Origin of the sequence: Acinetobacter sp. ANC 4470 (genome assembly GCF_002135335.1) — a bacterium.
Classification (GTDB): Bacteria; Pseudomonadota; Gammaproteobacteria; order Pseudomonadales; family Moraxellaceae; genus Acinetobacter.
Genome location: NZ_NEGC01000006.1, coordinates 22622 through 39390 on the forward strand (window position 1 = coordinate 22622; position 16769 = coordinate 39390).

Genomic DNA, 16769 nt, shown 5'->3' on the forward strand with positions numbered 1-16769 from the left:
AGGAAAATTGAATATCACCATAATTTAGCGATATTTACCAAAAATTTTCCACGTATTATTATCAGCCAATGGGTCACTATAGCTATCATTACGCTGTTTACGTGGCTTATCTCGTGCATCGACCAATTCAAAATGAGGCTCTGTACTGAGTACAATTCCATTCACATAAAAACGAGTCCGTGTATATTCACTTTGCCCATGCTGAAACACATAGGTACGCAAGTCAATAAACTCACGGTGTGCAACTAATGCAGCGCTATCATCACTTTCTAACCAAGTGTGCATAGCCTGAATCTGTTCAGCTTCATATTGTCCACATTTATCTATCAAACTGGCAACACCACGAAAAGTCTTCGATTCTTTTGCACGGGTTTTATTAATCCGAATCCGATCTACATGGAAATAAAATAAAGGCAAGTTCAAATGACTGGGTAAATGAATCGCATCCACCAGCTCATCTTGCATAAAAGGTTGAAATAAATCCTGTGCCCTTTCAATGAGTCCTGTCCATGGTCGATAATATTCTTCGACTTCTGCCTTAGAACCATAATAAATAGGCAAGCCTTCAACATTGGCTAAATTTGCAGGTGGCCAAATATTTTGACGCAATAAGGCAATGTCACTTTTTAAACTTTGTACCGCAATGGCATCTTGCATTGAATCATCCATTTTTATACTTAGGCTATTTTTAGATTAAGCCAAAGGTTTAGTTTCTGCAAGCCTTTGCCTATAATATGGCATTAGATCGTTTTTGCAGGAAAAGTTCATGGTTCAAAAGATTGAAGCAACAGATGTAACCGAAGAAGAGGCATTAAATGCTGCTTTTTTTGAACGTGCTGATGAATTTATTAAACAAGCCAATGACTTTTGCCGTATTGAAAAAGGTTCGCAAGTCAAACCACCTGCAATACGTGGGCAAGTCAGTGCTGCAATGTTATTTGGTACGGCACGTTTTAATACGTGGGTCGCAGCCAATAACTTTAAAGATGGCAATGAAATGCGTGATGCCAAAGATCAAGTCATGTCTTACGTCATGCAACAGTTTCAAATGATGCTTGAAGATAACTATGATGAATATTGCGAACAGTTTGAAAACTATCTTCGCTTCCGTCATAACGAAGAATTTCATGCCAATAAGCATGACCATGATCATAAACATTGATCCTATGATTAAAAAGCCCGTCAGGGCTTTTTTTAGGTCTGTATTTTTTGGATAAAAGGTCATTCAAAGCGACCACACTTTACAGTATGTTAAATAGTAGAGACATGCTGAATTGGGGATAGAGATGCAACAACTGGATTTTGCAATAATTGACGCGCATATTCACCAATGGGATCCTTATAACACACCCCATTCAGCCGCTTTGGCGGTTAAGTTATTGGGTAAATATCCGTACTTACTGGATAAACTTGTCCGTTTGGTTAAATCGGATGACCTCATTGAAACGGTCGGGTTAACCCATCATATTACCGCACCTTACTTACCTGAAAATTATCTACAGGATATTGGGCATTACCCAGTCGAACAAGTCGTGCATGTTGAAGCCAGTTGGCATAAAAACAAAGGCAAAGGTGTTGTTGGCGAAACAAAATTCATTGAGTCTCTACCCTTTAACCCAGAAACAGTAAAATTGGGTGGCATTGTTGCAACAGCAGACCCACGAGACCGTAATTTTAAAAAGATATTACAATTACACCGCAAAGCCTCCCCACGCTTTAAAGGCATTCGTAAAATGGCCGCGGTGCATGAAGATAAAGACATCCATGCTTGGGCAGATGAACCACACTTATATCGTAATAAAAAATTTCTAAAAGGTTTCGAAGCCTTAGCACACTACAACTTAACATTTGATGCTTGGGTCTATTCAACCCAATTGAATGATGTGATTGCTTTAGCCAAACAATTTCCTGAAACATCCATTGTGCTTGACCATTTTGGTACGCCTACGGGACTTTTTGGTCAAGTCGGTACACTTACAGGACTGACCAAAATTGCTCGTAAAAATATTTTATTTCGTTGGCAGGAAGATATGGCTGAGCTTGCCTTATGTCCAAATGTCTATACCAAAATGTCAGGTTTATTTATGCCTGTATTAGGTCATCAATTTCATAAGCAAGGTCGCGTAGCCAGCAAACAAGAAGTTTATGATTTGGCTATGCCACTCATCACGCATGTGCTAAAAAGCTTTGGTACATATCGGGTCATGTTTGCGTCTAATTTTCCGATGGATCGGGTGAGTACATCCTTGGTGAATATTATTGATGCGTTTAGTGATGCCGTCATCGCCTATGATCCCAATGCGTTGCAACAAGTCTTTCATCACAATGCCAAACAGTTCTATCATTTATAAAAAAACCTCCCTTTGATAAAGAGAGGCTTAGAAGGATAAAGACCACACACTTTTAAAGTTTGATGGTCTTAACACAAAGGAAAGATGTAATTACTTTTGTGCTTTGCCATATTGGTCAGCCATGACTTCAACGAATTGATCTAGCTTCATATATTTTTTAATAACAGAATCTACATCAGCTTTAGTCAATTTTGCCAACGCTTGATCACGTTTTTCACGGAACAATAGATCTCGATGATGTTCGAGTTGTGGCATTAACATACGATGAATATTGCGTTCATCTTCTAAGGCGGTGACCCGTTTTTTAAGGATATTCGCTTTGGCAGCTTCCAACTCTTGCTCGGTTACGCCTTTGCTAAGCAAATCATTCAAAACTTTATGCACACCCTGTGAAACTTGCGCCGATTTGCCTGCTGTGTAATTGGCTTCAATGGTTAAAGCCCCTGAATCTATCCAACCATCTAAGTCTAAAGCACTGCCAAAACTATAAACCAAGGCATTTTTTTCACGTAATTCTTGTGCAAGGCGCGAAGAAAGTTGTGAGTCGCCCAAAATATAACCAAACACCATTAAGGCGGGCGTATCAGGATGATCCGCACCGACAGGGAAAGTCAAAATAGATTGATAATTACCAAATTCACGTTGTTCAGATAAAGTATGCACCTTCTGTGCAGGATAAGCTTGATAATCGGAACTAAGTCGTTGATATGGCAATTGTGCTTTCCAACCTCCAAATTCCTTTTGCAATATCCTGAGCATCACTTTGGCTTGGTAATCGCCAGTAATTGCAATTTGTGCATGATTACTGACAAAGAAGCTTTGATACAACTTCCTCACTTGCTCAACCGTCGCAGCTTTAATCTGTTGCTTAGAAAATTCAAGTTCAAAATGGTAACGCAAATCCCCAGGTTGATAGGTCTCTAACAAGCGTGTCATAGTCAGTGCAGCAACTGTTTCTGGCTCGGTATAGGGACGATCTAACACCGATAAACTTTGCGATTTAATCAAATCAAATTGTGATTGTTCAAATGTCGGATTTTTCAAAACTTCCAACATAAATTTGAAGTAATCCTCAAACTTTTCTTTTTTCGCAACAATTTGAATGGTAATACTATTGCCTGATGCATTTGCAGTCGCACCACCACCCGCTTCAATCGATTTATCGGCAATATCTTGCAAGCTATATTGATCTGAACCACGTAATAATAAATACGCCATCAAATCTAAAACTTCACCTTGATTGAACAATGATTTTTCAGTACCAAAATCAATCGAAATCGTGGCGTAGGTTTTATCATCACGTGTCGATGTCGGATATAAAGCGTACTGAATACCATTCTTCAATGTGCCACGTTGAATTTTCTTTTCCGTATTGACCAAGTACTGCTTAGAGGTTTTTACATATTCTGCAACTTCTTGTTGATAGACACGACTATCTTTCAAAGGTTCTGCTTGAATATCGGTTGGCGCTAAAGTTTTAGCGGGTTCAGATACTTGCTTTTGCTTTAAGGCTTTTTTCTGATCTTCCGGTGTTGGTTGAATATCACCAGAAATACGATGTTGTGGGACTAAAAACTGGGTTAAGGTTTGATTCACATCGGTCAGTTTAAGTTTTTTGATATTTTCCAAATCGGTAAAATACTGTGACCAATCGCCCTGATAAGACACATAATAATCACTCAAACGCCCACCCAATGCTGCGGCATTACTTAATACACTGTCTGACTGATTTTGAATCAGGTTTTTTACCCGATTAAGTTCAGTTTCATTGAAGGGTTGATTTTTTTCTATCCCCGAAATTAGCGCAGATTCAACTTTTTTAGCATCATGATTAGGTGCATAAATTGCACCCATAAAAACTAAATTAAAGTCTTGATCTAACCATGTGGTTGATTGAACTGCTGTACTTAAACCCGTTTCCACCATACTTTGGTAAAGGTGTCCACTCGGCTGCATGCTATATAAATAAGGTACTAAAACCAGTTCAGGTTTGATCTTTTCATTTTTACCATTCAAATAAATATTGAATTTCGCTAGATCACTGCCCTTTTGCACCAGAAAATTGCGCTGTTTGATTTTAGATGAATCAAGTACTGGAATTTTCGTCTGTGCTGGAACTTGTCGTGCTGCAATTGGACTAAAGTTTTGATCGATCTGTTTTAAAACTTCAGCTTTATCAAATTTACCTGAAACCACCATCACTGCATTGTTCGGTGCATACCATGTACGATAGAACTTATTCAACTCATCCATTTTAATCGATTGTAATTCGTTTAAATCACCAATCGGTAAACGTCCTAAATATTGATTGCCATAAGCTGACTTCCACATTTGATCCATCATCACAGAAAAAGGTTGATCCATACGAACTTCACGTTCACGTTTCACAATCGCAATCTCTGAAGGGACAAACTTTTCTTGCAGAACCAATTTATCCATCCGTTCAGCTTCAAGATGAATCACTTCATTAATCACATTCTGTTCTGGACGAATCACATTGGTATATTTGGTCGAATAATAGTCCGTACTGGCATTGGTCATTAAAGTGTATTGATCAAGACGGCGTTGAAATTCTTCACCTTGAATATTCTGTGTCCCTTTAAACGCTAAGTGTTCCAATAAATGAGCCAAACCACCTTTACCCTGCGGATCATTCAATGAACCGGTCAAATAAACCGTATTCATGAACACTTTATTTTCTTTATCATTTTGTGCAAGGATCACAAGAAAACCATTCTCTAATTTATATTCCTCAATCTTCTGTTGAGATTTAACCAAAATCGGTTGTGACCAAGCGGTGGCACCCAAGCCGACTAATAATAAGGAGATGGTAAGTTGCTTAAACCGCATTAACATAATTATTCCAATTTATTCAGTAATATGAATTTTTATACCCCTGCCATCTTAGGAAATGATTTTTAGTTTTAATAGTGGTGTTTTGAAAAAATAGCCGTTTATTTCAACGGCTTTGTCGTCAATATTTTAAAGATACAATTCTGCCTGCATATACAATTTTGCATAACCTGAAATTTCAATACGCTCATTTTCAAGCACGACACAATGCAACTCGCCTCCGCGCTGTGAAGCTTGATACGCTAAGATTTCATTCTTAGCTAGTTTTTCAGCCCAAAGTGGTGCAATTGCGGTGTGAATTGAACCTGTGACTGGATCTTCATTAATACCATTTGCTGGGGCAAAATAACGAGAAATGCAATCATATTTTCCAGCTTGCGCAGTTAAAGCCAAATCAACGGATGTTCCTTGCGCGGTAATGGCTGTTCGAATTTTTCCCAACTGTTTTAATAATTCTAAATTTGGGGTTTCATCCAAAACATCTTGTGGATTTTCATATTCCACAATATAAGCTTGACTATTCAAATACACATTTTTAAATGGCTTGCTTAAAGCTTGATCGAGTATTTCAGGATAGTCTGTGACTTTCTCTGCACGGCGAATTGGAAAATTCATTTTAATTTTGCCATCTTCTTCTTGGCTGACCACAAAAATGCCCAAATTTTTCACATGAAATTGAATCATTTTGGCCGAGGTAAAATCTTTAAATAACACAAAACTACTGGCCAAAGTCGCATGTCCACAAAAATCGACTTCTGTTGTTGGGGTAAACCAACGAATTTCATAATTTTCTGTATCAATGACTTTTACAAATGCCGTTTCAGACAAATTATTTTCCAAAGCCAAATTTTGCATCAATGCTTCATCTAACCATTGTTCGGTCACAATCACCGCTGCTGGATTGCCTTTAAATAACGCATTAGTAAAAGCATCGACCTGATACATTTTCATATTCATTTAACTCACTTTATTTTCTCATCATTTTACGCAACTCATCACCTCAAAATAGTGACAGATTTTAAAAAATAATTGATACAGATCCTTTTTTAATAAAAAAAGCCAATCACAATGTATCGGCTTTGCATAAATCCATTATATGGATAAGCTTATAAAAATTAATGATTTAAATTTCTTTTAAATCAGCTGAATCTTGTTCAAATATTGCTTTGTTTGTTTGACCTAACAACTGACTCGTGACCATACCTGCCGTCATAGATCCATCCACATTCAATGCCGTACGCCCCATATCAATTAACGGTTCAATTGAAATCAGCAATGCCACCAATGTGACGGGTAAACCAAGCATAGGCAACACAATCAGTGCCGCAAATGTTGCACCACCACCGACACCCGCAACGCCAACGGAACTTAAAGTCACCACACAAACTAAGGTAATCATCCAGATAGGATCAAAAGGATTAATCCCCACTGTTGGAGCAACCATCACCGCCAACATGGCAGGATATAAGCCTGCACAACCATTTTGCCCAATCGTTGTCCCAAAAGATGCGGAGAAACTCGCTATCGACTCTGGTACACCTAGGCGTCTGGTTTGAGCTTCAATATTTAAAGGAATACTTGCAGCACTTGAACGACTGGTAAATGCAAAGCTCAGCACTGGCCAAACCTTTTTAAAGAACTGAATCGGATTCACACCTGTAATCAATAGAATCACAGCATGTACCGTAAACATAATGGCTAAGCCAACATAGGATGCAACTAAGAAACCGCCTAAATTGAGAATATCTGCCATTTTAGAACTAACCACGACTTTTGCCATCAGTGCAAAAACACCATAAGGTGTCAAGGTCATAATTAAACGCACCAACTTCATGACCCAAGCTTGTAGGACCTGTATCGCAGCCAGCACTTTTTGACCTTTTTCAGGATCGGTTTTAATTAGGTTTAAACCTGCCATCCCTAAAAGCACTGCAAAAATAACCACACTAATAATTGAGGTCGGATGAGCACCTGTCAGCTCAGCAAATGGATTACTCGGAATAAAGGATAAAAATAAATCAGGTATATTTAAACCCGATACTTTATCTGCATAGTCCGTTTGAATCGTATTGAGTCGCTCTGTTTCAGCAGTCCCTTGAACCAAGCCAATCGCACTTAATCCAAATAGATGTGTCACCAAAATACCTACTGAAGCCGCAATTGCCGTGGTAAACAAGAGCGTTCCAATGGTGAAGAAACTAATTTTCCCCAATGATCCTGCATCATGTAATCGAATGACTGCCCCCAAAATAGAGACGAAAACCAAAGGCATAACGACCATTTGTAAAAGTTTTACATAACCATTACCAATCAAATTAAACCATTGAACAGTGTCCTTCAATACAGCAGAGTTTTCACCATAAATCAGGTGTAAAACCAAACCAAAAGCGACACCTAAACACAAAGCCACTAAAACTTTTTTCGCCAAGCTCCAGTCTGTTTTTCGTGTTCGGGTTAATAAAAGCAATAAGACAAAAAATGCGATAACATTCAATATCAAGGGTATATTCATATTTCTTCCCTTAGGATAATCTGCCTCTATTATAAAGCAAAACTTAATGCTGCTTTTAACACCTTAATGTTCTTCGTACATTTATTCTTCTCAATGAATTAAAAATTCAGCTTTTATGATGACATCTATTGCCTATACAGAGAATCAAACCAATTATGCTGCATCATGTATAACAATTAAAGCCATACGACTTTATACAGTTTGCATCGGATTATGAATGGACATCTTCAGTAGCCGAACTGAAATTTCACAGCTTTTATCCAGCTCTAAGCACGCTACTCAAACTGAGAAATTGGCTTAAATATTATGTTTTTGCACTCTACGACTAGAAAAAAATCGACTTTAGCGATAGCTTATTCATATCTATCTTACGGGTCTCGTTTCTCATGACTTTTCAAATTCATATGATTGATGTCAAAAATCAACTGCAAAACTATATTTGGTTATTAGAACATCGACCAAGTAAGGAAGTTATTGTAGTTGACCCAACCGAGGCGCATTTAGTAGAAGCTTACTGTGCTGAAAATGAATTAAAATTGACTCAAATTTGGCTCACGCATTGGCATAAAGACCATACTGCTGGCGTACCTGAGCTTTTACTTAATCGTAATATTCCAGTTTATGGCCCACGTGAAGAATTAAGTAAGGTTCCTTTCATTACTCATCCACTACAAGATCAAGCGCAAATTACATTCCATGATTTAGATATTGAAATCATTGCCGTACCCGGGCATACACTCGGTCATATTGTCTATTTTATTGAGGCTTTAGAGCTGGTTTTTTGCGGTGACACACTTTTCGCTATGGGATGTGGTCGTGTCTTTGAAGGCACATATGAGCAAATGTATCATTCGCTCAATCGTTTGGCTGCGCTACCTGCGCGCACAAAAGTTTACTGCACTCATGAATATACCCTTTCAAATGCAAAATTTGCACTACAAGTAGAACCAGACAATTTGGCTATTCAGCAGCGCTTTGATGAGGTTGAAGCTAAGCGTATGCTTGGTCAATGCACACTCCCCAGTACGATTGAATTAGAACTAGAAACCAATCCATTTTTAAGAGTCGAAAGTGTTGAAGAGTTCCAATGCATAAGACAGCAAAAAGATAACTTTTAATATTTGGTTTATAAAATTAGATGATAAGCACCTAGCTCAATTTGAATCAGCAATCTTGATGTCACAGCATGACAGCAATAAGAATTAAATCTTGTTGCTGTATCTTTTTGAATTTGATTCAATACATTTTGTTCAATGATTTCTGTGATCATCTCATCACCTAACAAAGGTATAAGCATTAAGCCAGCGATATCCTGTTCAAAACTTCATTTAAGATAGTTTAAGTTGCATCTAAGCCATGCACACAGCGACTCTATCAGGATAGTTTTTAGTACTTCTGCTGCAATTTAAAACAATGCTCAACTAAAGTCTGATAAAAACTTACTGAGTAGCGCTTTTAAAATTGTGTATAAATATTTCAAATTTTTAATAATACCTATATTCACAAATAAAATATTATAAATCAATAAAATACAACCAAACAAGCCAACTAAAAACACATTTTACATTCAAACTTCTCTGCACATTTTAGCGACTATTTGCTCTATTTTTGTACAAAAAACCAACCAAATAATATTTTTATAAAAAACAGTACAAATCTCCCCTTTAAAAAAAACCACTTCATCCCTATTAATTATGAAGTGCATACAGGGTATTTAATATATACAAGGAGTTCTCTCGTGAAGAAAGTTGTTAAAGCAAAAAATTTAATTGCATTTCGTATTTGGTTAGAAAAATTAGGCTATTCGGTAAAATCATTAACCGACAATCGCGGATTTACGTTTAGCTTTAAAAAAGAATATGGTCTTGTAACGTGTGACTTAGCGGGTAATTCACTTGCAATGCAACTGGGTGAAGAATTTGAGGACCACTTAAAAGCTTAAGGACTATTTCACTTTTAGATCGAGACAAAAAGAATAACGTATTGCAATATATTGAAAGCCCTGTTTAGGGCTTTTTATTCAACTTTTCATTATATACAGACAATAAAAAAGCAAGGTTATTTACCTTGCTTCCATATGATGGTGGGGACGGAGAGACTCGAACTCTCACACCTTGCGGCGCTGGAACCTAAATCCAGTGCGTCTACCAATTTCGCCACGTCCCCATCAGGGTACCAACTTATTTGTTGGATTTTAAAAAACTTGGCAGAGGATCAAGGACTCGAACCTTGACGAACGGTTTTGGAGACCGTCATGCTACCATTACACCAATCCTCTATAGCCTTATTATCAAACAAGTTTGATAATAATTGGTGGGGACGGAGAGACTCGAACTCTCACACCTTGCGGCGCTGGAACCTAAATCCAGTGCGTCTACCAATTTCGCCACGTCCCCAATGGCTGTGTATATTATAGAGATCGATTCCTCATGACAAGACCTTTTTATGAAAAATCCATTTGTTTGTTTAAATAAAAAACAAAAATAGTTTTTCTGTATTTTTCTTAAACAATTTCAGTCATTAAGCACTGTTTTATACTGTAAATATTGGCAAATCTATATTCTTTTTGTTTAGCCAACATTCCGCTCAAAAGCTTTTTAAAGAGTAAAAAATGTTTTGGAAGTTCAACCGTTAACCTTTGGCAGTGTAAATAAGCCCACTCTTGATAATTTTTTGCAGTCAGGCGCTGCCCTGTAAGCCATTCATAAATAATGATGCCGAGTGCATAAATATCTGTTTGAACGGTTTTTGCTTCACCATGAAACAGCTCAGGCGCCATATAACGTGGCGTTGCGGTTAAACTTTGCAATGCGATCTGTGAATTAATTTTTTGTACCTGTTCAAAATCAATCAAGCATACCCGCTGTTGCTCATGAACAAAATGCTCTCTTTTTAAATCAGCATGAATCCAACCCAATTGATGTAATTGATCAACAGCATCTAGTAACTGTAATAGTATTTTTTGGATCTCTTTAATTGACAGCCCCGAACAATCACGAAGCAACAAATCTGCATGTCTCACAATTAAGGCAGCTCTCCCCGACACTTGTTGCTCAGCCAAAATGTTAACGTCAGGCATAATTTGAAAGGGTAATAAAAAATCTGCAAAGCTTTGTTGTTCTATACATTGTTGATAAAAAGCCAATTCATTTAAAAATCCAGCTTCATAATATTGATTCACATTAGGTGTTTGTATTTTCAACCAATAATGTTGCTGCTCATATTCAAATGTATATAAGGCACGCCCAAAAGTTAAACTTTTAGGCTTGGTCTTTAAAATTAGATTCGAGCGATGAATATCTTCAACATTAAACTGCAATAAATTCTGCGGCTTTTTGCTCTGGATATTGTTGATAATTTAAAAGCTCCAAACAATGCTGAATGGTTTTACCTATGCGGGCATGCGTTTCAATGGATGACATTTTAGGCCATGTCGCCTGCTCACCCTCACGCTGTAATAATTTAAATAAATATGGCCGTGGGTTTTGCAACATATAAGTATAGTGTCGCGAACTATAATTACCCACAATATTCAAATCACCATAATAGCCTTGATCCACCACGCCATAGCCATGATCGAGCAAGCGTCGTATTGGTGGAATTCTTCCAACTCGACCACGCGCAAAGTCCATAATTCCTTTGGTAATGACCTTCCCCTGACGGCGAATAATCCGTTCTGGCCAACTTAACATATCTTTGCGATAGCGCTCTGCATCACTTTGCATAAACGGCACAATATGTGGATTCACCTGACTGGCAATGGTGTAATTTAAATTATACAAGCGTGCCATTTTCTCTTGAGGAAAATCACTGCGTACACTGCCATCTACCCAACGCGTGGATGCCATATATGGCGTTAATTCGCCATCGTAGCGTTTACTGGTGAGTCTAACTGGCGGAAATAATATCGGGACTGCACAGGAAGCTAAAACCGCACTCCAGACCAACAAATCTGGTGATGTATAGGCATTCATAATTCGCGCTTCTTGTGAAGCATCATAAGGTGCTACAGCCACATTGATATGCAAGCCAGAAATTTTAAATGCTTCCTCAAAGGTAATATCACCTAAATTTTCCACAAGGAATTTCTTTAGGTATTTCACATCGGCAAGACCACCATTACCTTTTAAAAGTTCACTAAATTTACGAAAATGAAAAGCTTCACTAAAAAAATTTTCACCATTTAGACGGGCAGAAACTTCTGAAGGTTTTGAAGTCCCTAGCATTGCCGTCATAATAGCCCCTGCACTTGAGCCCGATAATACCTTGGGCATTAAATCTTGCTCAAGCAAAGCCTTACATACGCCAGTATGGAACAAACCTAAGGTTGCTCCTCCTGAGAACATCAAGGCAGGTTGCCCATATGCTTTTTTACAATGCTGAAAAAAATCAATTTTTTCTGACGTTGACAAACACTGACAAGCACTTGAAGCAATATAAGCCAGACTTTCACTGACTTCTTCCACATAATCTTCAATAATTTTTTTAGTTCCCATATATGTCGCAGTAAACAACATGGGATGAGCAATATTCGCGATATCATAGGTTAAACCTTCACGTAATATATACATGAGATCACGGGTACGTTTTTGGCAACGATAGCGTTTTAATAAACTTAAGCGATGAGCAATAATTTCAGCATCAAAATAAGGTGAACAATTATCAAGCTTCCACTCTTGAGCGCCAGATTCTTCATCTATTTTTAGCGCAATACTTTTCCATTCTTCATATGATTCAACTGTTCCAAGCTGGCTTTTTAATTTTTTGATTCGATACGCTTGATGTGGATTAATATCTTGGGTGAAATCTTTAAATAACATACCTATCCCTCAAACACTTTCATTTTTATTCACTATCCATGATAGGGCATCAAGCATTACATTGACAGAAAACTCAATGGATTATCATGACAATAAGTGCCTATTCCATTGGCAAATCACAACTAATTGATATACAGTTCTTAAGCAAAACTATCTTTTTATCTTTCAAACGTACAAGCTGAACAATCATGGCAACAATTGATTTACCTGACCATATACTACAAGCTCTTTCTGCTGTACTCCAACAACTACAGCAGAATTTACCAGAACTGAAACAAGACACTGACTTTTCAGCATCTGCTTATAAATGGCAAGACAAACAATTGAAAGCCATTCAACAACCGAAGAAAATTTATTTAGATGATTTAAAAGGTATTGAAAAGCAAAAAGAAAAAGTAATCCAAAATACGTTACAATTTTTAAACGGCTTTCCTGCCAATGATGTTCTACTTACAGGCTCACGTGGTACAGGAAAATCATCGATTGTTCGTGCTTTACTGACCCAATATGAGTCTGAAGGTTTACGTTTAATTGAAATAGAACGTGATGATTTGTCTGATTTACCTGAAATTCAAAAACTGATTGCAGATCGTCCTGAAAAATTTATTGTCTATTGTGATGACTTGGCTTTTAACGCAGAAGATGAAAATTATCGCAGTTTAAAAAGTGTGCTAGATGGCTCCTTACAGTCAGGCTCAAGCAATTTCATCATTTATGCAACCAGTAACCGTCGTCATTTATTACCTGAATTTATGCACGAAAATACGCCTGTTACGCGTGTCGATGTTCCGCAATATACAGAGCTACATCCTCAAGAAGCAATTGAAGAAAAAATTTCATTGTCAGACCGTTTTGGTTTGTGGCTATCCTTTTATCCTATGGATCAAAATTTATATTTAGAGATTGTAGAAAGCTATCTCGCAAAAAATAATATTGCGTTAACCGAGGATATTCGCGCTGAAGCTTTAAGATGGAGTCAAGGTCGCGGTCAGCGCTCTGGACGTGCTGCGTATCAGTTTTCTAAACATTGGATTGGCTCGCAACGATTAGTAGCCTTTTAATTTCGCATGATTTCTGAAATAATGATCTAAAATCAAATATACAATCATTTTTAGATTGTTGTTTCAGTGTTCCTATTTGCAAAAATTCTAGATTTTTTATTGTTTAATTTTTTCTCTCTCAAAACATTGAATCCTTTTATTTGAGCGATATAAACCGCTATATATATTGCAATTTTGACATATCACAATGCTTTAAACTTTAGCTAACCTCTTTATGAATAGTGTTCATTATTCAGAGCAATCACACATTTTAAGGAATACCCCATGACCGATAATGAACAAGTTTCATTAACGCCTAAGTCTGATGCCAAACCATTTTCACGCAGCTTTGACTTTTCACTCGACTTTGAAAAAATTAATTTTAGAAAGCGTCCAACTTTATATCGCATTGGTCGTGGTGAAGAAGGTGTTTTATTGGTTGAACCATATAAATCTGAAATTTTACCCTTTTGGCAATTTGAAGATGAAGCACAAGCCACTGAAAGTAGTACAAAAATCTTTGCATTATTCTTAGATTATTTAGAGAAAAATGATTTTGTTGGCGCAGACATGGCAAGAAAGTTTTTGCTAATGGGTTATACGCGTGCGCGTCGTTATGCAAATCATAAAAAAGGCACGTTTAAAACCAGCCGAAAACAGAAAGGTGCGACACCCAAAGTTAAAGTATTACTCAATGATGCTGTTACAACTGAAAAACATCCACGTAACCATGCGGATGAAGTCAAAGCGACTGTGGCGAAAATTTTTAAAGATAAAAGTGATCAAGCAAAATTAAATCCAAAATATATTGAGCTTAAAGAACAATTCAATGCGTTGATCCGTCAAGACTAATTAAAGCATTCACTAAGCTCATTATTTAAAAAGAGTAATTTCTTATTTAGAAATTACTCTTTTTTATTGGACTGCTGTCATAAGTCATTTTTTGATCGACACAAATAGTTCGTAAAGCCAAAATTAAGAATAAATTTTAGCAGGCGTTGGATTCATGGGTGTGGCATGAATCCAACGCGTTTCCCATCCTTACACTACATTTTAAAGCAGTACTTAAAACTAGCTAGGGATGTCGTGTATGGGAAACTAAAGGTTTTTCTTGCGAACTCAAAATATATTTTGAGGCCCTCATTTTGACCTTTCAAAAGTAAAGATAACGCCTATATAAAGACATAAAAACTGAATCAATAAAATGAGGCAGTTCGGATTTAAAAAGTCGAATATTGAACATTTTTGATTTTAGATAGATAAAGATAAAAAAAGAGGCTTTCGCCTCTTTTCAAAATCCAAGATTTATCCCTGCTCAGGATTACTCAATTCCGTCATCGGCCAGCGCGGTGTCGTTGTTACCGACAAACCATCACATTGCCCTGCTTTTAAACGCTGATAACCTGCAAAGGCAATCATTGCCCCATTGTCGGTACATAATGCAGGCTCTGCATAGTAAACCGTCGCTTTAATTTTCGCTAAATCGGCTTCTAAACGTTCACGTAAACGCGAGTTGGCACTTACACCACCCGCAATCACCAAGCGTTTTAAACCCGTTTGCTTCAAAGCTTTAACCGATTTTTTAACCAAGGTATCAACCAAAGCTTCTTGAAAAGAAGCAGCAATATCTGCTTCGCGGTTTTGACCGGCAACTTTTTTCAATTGAATTGAAACCGCAGTTTTTAAACCACTAAATGAAAAATCCAGTCCTTGATGCAACATCGGACGTGGAAAAGCAAAAGCTGTCGCACTGCCTTGTAAGGCTAATTTAGAAATATTTGGTCCGCCTGGATATGCTAAGCCCATCATTTTTGCAACTTTGTCAAAAGCTTCGCCCGCAGCATCATCAATCGACTCACCAAGGAGTTCATATTGACCAATACCATGTGCTGCCATAAGCTGGGTATGCCCGCCAGAGACCAATAAAGCGACAAATGGAAATTCTGGTGGTGTTGCAGATAATAAAGGCGCCAACATATGACCTTCCATATGATGTACACCAATTGCGGGTTTATTTAATGCAAATGCTAAGGTACGACCAAATAATGCACCGGTCATTAATGCGCCCATTAAACCAGGACCACGAGTATAAGCAATCGCGTCAATGTCTGATTTTTGAATTTTACTTTCTTCAAGCAATTGATTAATCAAAGGAATAAGCTTGCGCACATGGTCACGTGAAGCCAACTCTGGCACAACCCCTCCATATTCTGCATGCAGTTTAATCTGGCTATATAGCACCTGTGCTCTTAAACCAACTTCACTGTCATAAAGTGCTAAACCTGTTTCATCACATGAAGTTTCTAAGCCAAGAACGATCATTAAACTGCCTTTTACCCATATCTAAATATTGCTAACGCTATTATAGACTTGTGATATGAGATGTAAATGAGTAAAATACTGTCCTTCACTTGTGATCTAGACAATCCAGTCTAGATCTTATCCATAACTTAATGAGGATTCTTCATGCCACAAGTTAAATTGAAAGAAGGCGAACCAGTAGACGTAGCTATCCGTCGTTTCAAACGTTCATGCGAAAAAGCGGGCGTTTTAGCTGATGTTCGTAAACGCGAATTCTATGAAAAACCAACTCAAGAACGTAAACGCAAAAAAGCTGCTGCAGTTAAACGCTACCAAAAGAAATTGGCGCGTGAATCTATACGTACTACTCGCCTTTACTAAAATTAATTTGTGATTGACTGCCTGGACTAAATAAATGACGACTTTAAAAAACCAAATAACTGAAGTTTTGAAAGCAACTATGCGTGCTAAAGAAATGTCTAAGTTAACGGTAATTCGTGGTCTACAGGCGGCAATTAAGCAAATTGAAATCGATGAACGTGTAGAGCTTGATGATAATCGGGTTCTTACGGTCATTGAAAAGCAAATCAAACAACGTAAAGAATCGATTAAAGCCTTTGAAGGTGCTAATCGACAAGACTTAGCTAGTAAAGAACAAGCCGAAATTGAGATTATTTCTCAATTTCTACCAGCAGCTATGACTGAGGAAGAACTTGATTCAATCATTGCACAGACTATTACTGCGCAAGAAGCTACTAGCATGAAAGATATGGGTAAGGTGATGAATTCTCTACGTCCGATCATAGCCGGACGTGCCGATCCTGCACAAGTTTCTGCAAAAATTAAAGCAAAACTTGCATAATCCCGCGCTTATCAAATTTATTCTTTAACG

Annotated in this window: 16 protein-coding genes and 3 tRNA genes; 8 read left to right on the forward strand and 11 right to left on the reverse strand. The window is 37.5% G+C overall.

All coding sequences use genetic code 11. From position 1 onward, the window contains the following. Window positions 1-24: 24 nt before the first annotated feature. Window positions 25-657, reverse strand: a complete 633-nt coding sequence (locus B9T25_RS09950; RefSeq protein WP_086188276.1) for a hypothetical protein — start codon at window positions 655-657, stop codon at window positions 25-27. A gap of 109 nt (window positions 658-766) precedes the next feature. Between B9T25_RS09950 and B9T25_RS09955 the strand changes: the two genes are divergently transcribed. Further along, window positions 767-1162, forward strand: a complete 396-nt coding sequence (locus B9T25_RS09955) for a DUF3144 domain-containing protein (protein ID WP_086188277.1) — start codon at window positions 767-769, stop codon at window positions 1160-1162. Between the two features lie 124 nt (window positions 1163-1286). Beyond that, the gene (locus B9T25_RS09960; protein ID WP_086188278.1) at window positions 1287-2351 is read left to right on the forward strand and encodes an amidohydrolase family protein; all 1065 of its coding nucleotides are present in this window, start codon (window positions 1287-1289) and stop codon (window positions 2349-2351) included. A 90-nt stretch (window positions 2352-2441) separates the two neighbouring features. Here the strand turns inward: B9T25_RS09960 and B9T25_RS09965 are convergent, their stop codons facing one another. The 3 genes from B9T25_RS09965 to B9T25_RS09975 all read right to left on the reverse strand — a co-directional run bounded on the left by B9T25_RS09965 (window position 2442) and on the right by B9T25_RS09975 (window position 7716). Beyond that, window positions 2442-5207 (reverse strand): M16 family metallopeptidase, encoded by a 2766-nt coding sequence (locus tag B9T25_RS09965; protein WP_086188279.1) that lies wholly within the window; start codon window positions 5205-5207, stop codon window positions 2442-2444. Window positions 5208-5333: 126 nt separating this feature from the next. Continuing rightward, a complete protein-coding gene (locus tag B9T25_RS09970) occupies window positions 5334-6155 on the reverse strand; it encodes a PhzF family phenazine biosynthesis protein (protein WP_086188461.1) in 822 nt (273 codons plus the stop codon). Window positions 6156-6327: 172 nt separating this feature from the next. After that, on the reverse strand, window positions 6328-7716 hold the full coding sequence (locus B9T25_RS09975; protein ID WP_086188280.1) for an L-cystine transporter: 1389 nt from the start codon (window positions 7714-7716) through the stop codon (window positions 6328-6330). A gap of 386 nt (window positions 7717-8102) precedes the next feature. Between B9T25_RS09975 and gloB the strand changes: the two genes are divergently transcribed. Then, window positions 8103-8834, forward strand: a complete 732-nt coding sequence (gloB, locus tag B9T25_RS09980; RefSeq protein WP_086188281.1) for a hydroxyacylglutathione hydrolase — start codon at window positions 8103-8105, stop codon at window positions 8832-8834. Window positions 8835-8842: 8 nt separating this feature from the next. On the opposite strand, the gene B9T25_RS14560 is transcribed toward gloB, so the two are convergent. Further along, window positions 8843-8986 carry a hypothetical protein gene (locus B9T25_RS14560; protein WP_171262759.1) on the reverse strand — a complete coding sequence of 48 codons (144 nt, stop codon included), beginning with the start codon at window positions 8984-8986 and terminating at the stop codon, window positions 8843-8845. 468 nt (window positions 8987-9454) lie between these two features. Here B9T25_RS14560 and B9T25_RS09985 point away from each other — a divergent pair, with 468 nt between their 5' ends. Next, window positions 9455-9658 carry a hypothetical protein gene (locus B9T25_RS09985; protein WP_004648669.1) on the forward strand — a complete coding sequence of 68 codons (204 nt, stop codon included), beginning with the start codon at window positions 9455-9457 and terminating at the stop codon, window positions 9656-9658. Between the two features lie 139 nt (window positions 9659-9797). Here B9T25_RS09985 and B9T25_RS09990 read toward each other — a convergent pair. The 5 genes from B9T25_RS09990 to B9T25_RS10010 form a co-directional block, all read right to left on the reverse strand. After that, window positions 9798-9882 (reverse strand) — tRNA-Leu (locus B9T25_RS09990). A gap of 38 nt (window positions 9883-9920) precedes the next feature. After that, a tRNA-Trp gene (locus B9T25_RS09995) sits at window positions 9921-9994 on the reverse strand. A 33-nt stretch (window positions 9995-10027) separates the two neighbouring features. Next, window positions 10028-10112, reverse strand: a tRNA-Leu gene (locus B9T25_RS10000). A gap of 107 nt (window positions 10113-10219) precedes the next feature. Continuing rightward, window positions 10220-11035 carry a serine/threonine protein kinase gene (locus tag B9T25_RS10005; protein ID WP_228146877.1) on the reverse strand — a complete coding sequence of 272 codons (816 nt, stop codon included), beginning with the start codon at window positions 11033-11035 and terminating at the stop codon, window positions 10220-10222. Further along, window positions 11025-12536 (reverse strand): DUF3336 domain-containing protein, encoded by a 1512-nt coding sequence (locus tag B9T25_RS10010; protein ID WP_086188283.1) that lies wholly within the window; start codon window positions 12534-12536, stop codon window positions 11025-11027. The genes B9T25_RS10005 and B9T25_RS10010 overlap by 11 nt, the downstream gene beginning before the upstream one ends. A gap of 188 nt (window positions 12537-12724) precedes the next feature. Here B9T25_RS10010 and B9T25_RS10015 point away from each other — a divergent pair, with 188 nt between their 5' ends. After that, window positions 12725-13597: an ATP-binding protein gene (locus tag B9T25_RS10015; RefSeq protein ID WP_086188284.1), complete on the forward strand. Its 873-nt coding sequence runs from the start codon at window positions 12725-12727 to the stop codon at window positions 13595-13597. 264 nt (window positions 13598-13861) lie between these two features. Continuing rightward, a complete protein-coding gene (locus B9T25_RS10020; RefSeq protein ID WP_086188285.1) occupies window positions 13862-14428 on the forward strand; it encodes a DUF4385 domain-containing protein in 567 nt (188 codons plus the stop codon). A 453-nt stretch (window positions 14429-14881) separates the two neighbouring features. Here B9T25_RS10020 and tsaD read toward each other — a convergent pair whose 3' ends face one another. Beyond that, window positions 14882-15898 (reverse strand): tRNA (adenosine(37)-N6)-threonylcarbamoyltransferase complex transferase subunit TsaD, encoded by a 1017-nt coding sequence (tsaD, locus tag B9T25_RS10025; RefSeq protein WP_086188286.1) that lies wholly within the window; start codon window positions 15896-15898, stop codon window positions 14882-14884. A gap of 144 nt (window positions 15899-16042) precedes the next feature. Between tsaD and rpsU the strand changes: the two genes are divergently transcribed. Continuing rightward, window positions 16043-16258 carry a 30S ribosomal protein S21 gene (gene rpsU / locus B9T25_RS10030; protein ID WP_054581683.1) on the forward strand — a complete coding sequence of 72 codons (216 nt, stop codon included), beginning with the start codon at window positions 16043-16045 and terminating at the stop codon, window positions 16256-16258. A gap of 34 nt (window positions 16259-16292) precedes the next feature. Beyond that, the gene (locus B9T25_RS10035) at window positions 16293-16739 is read left to right on the forward strand and encodes a GatB/YqeY domain-containing protein (protein WP_086188287.1); all 447 of its coding nucleotides are present in this window, start codon (window positions 16293-16295) and stop codon (window positions 16737-16739) included. The last annotated feature ends 30 nt before the right edge of the window (window positions 16740-16769 follow it).

Coding starts and splice junctions, on each gene's coding strand:
- B9T25_RS09970 (WP_086188461.1), bottom strand. CDS start 6,155: ATGAAAATGTATCAGGTCGATGCTTTTACTAATGCGTTATTTAAAGGC.
- B9T25_RS09955 (WP_086188277.1), top strand. CDS start 767: ATGGTTCAAAAGATTGAAGCAACAGATGTAACCGAAGAAGAGGCATTA.
- B9T25_RS09960 (WP_086188278.1), top strand. CDS start 1,287: ATGCAACAACTGGATTTTGCAATAATTGACGCGCATATTCACCAATGG.
- B9T25_RS10035 (WP_086188287.1), top strand. CDS start 16,293: ATGACGACTTTAAAAAACCAAATAACTGAAGTTTTGAAAGCAACTATG.
- B9T25_RS09975 (WP_086188280.1), bottom strand. CDS start 7,716: ATGAATATACCCTTGATATTGAATGTTATCGCATTTTTTGTCTTATTG.
- B9T25_RS09965 (WP_086188279.1), bottom strand. CDS start 5,207: ATGTTAATGCGGTTTAAGCAACTTACCATCTCCTTATTATTAGTCGGC.
- rpsU (WP_054581683.1), top strand. CDS start 16,043: ATGCCACAAGTTAAATTGAAAGAAGGCGAACCAGTAGACGTAGCTATC.
- B9T25_RS10015 (WP_086188284.1), top strand. CDS start 12,725: ATGGCAACAATTGATTTACCTGACCATATACTACAAGCTCTTTCTGCT.
- B9T25_RS14560 (WP_171262759.1), bottom strand. CDS start 8,986: ATGATCACAGAAATCATTGAACAAAATGTATTGAATCAAATTCAAAAA.
- B9T25_RS09950 (WP_086188276.1), bottom strand. CDS start 657: ATGCAAGATGCCATTGCGGTACAAAGTTTAAAAAGTGACATTGCCTTA.
- tsaD (WP_086188286.1), bottom strand. CDS start 15,898: ATGATCGTTCTTGGCTTAGAAACTTCATGTGATGAAACAGGTTTAGCA.
- B9T25_RS10020 (WP_086188285.1), top strand. CDS start 13,862: ATGACCGATAATGAACAAGTTTCATTAACGCCTAAGTCTGATGCCAAA.
- B9T25_RS10010 (WP_086188283.1), bottom strand. CDS start 12,536: ATGTTATTTAAAGATTTCACCCAAGATATTAATCCACATCAAGCGTAT.
- gloB (WP_086188281.1), top strand. CDS start 8,103: ATGACTTTTCAAATTCATATGATTGATGTCAAAAATCAACTGCAAAAC.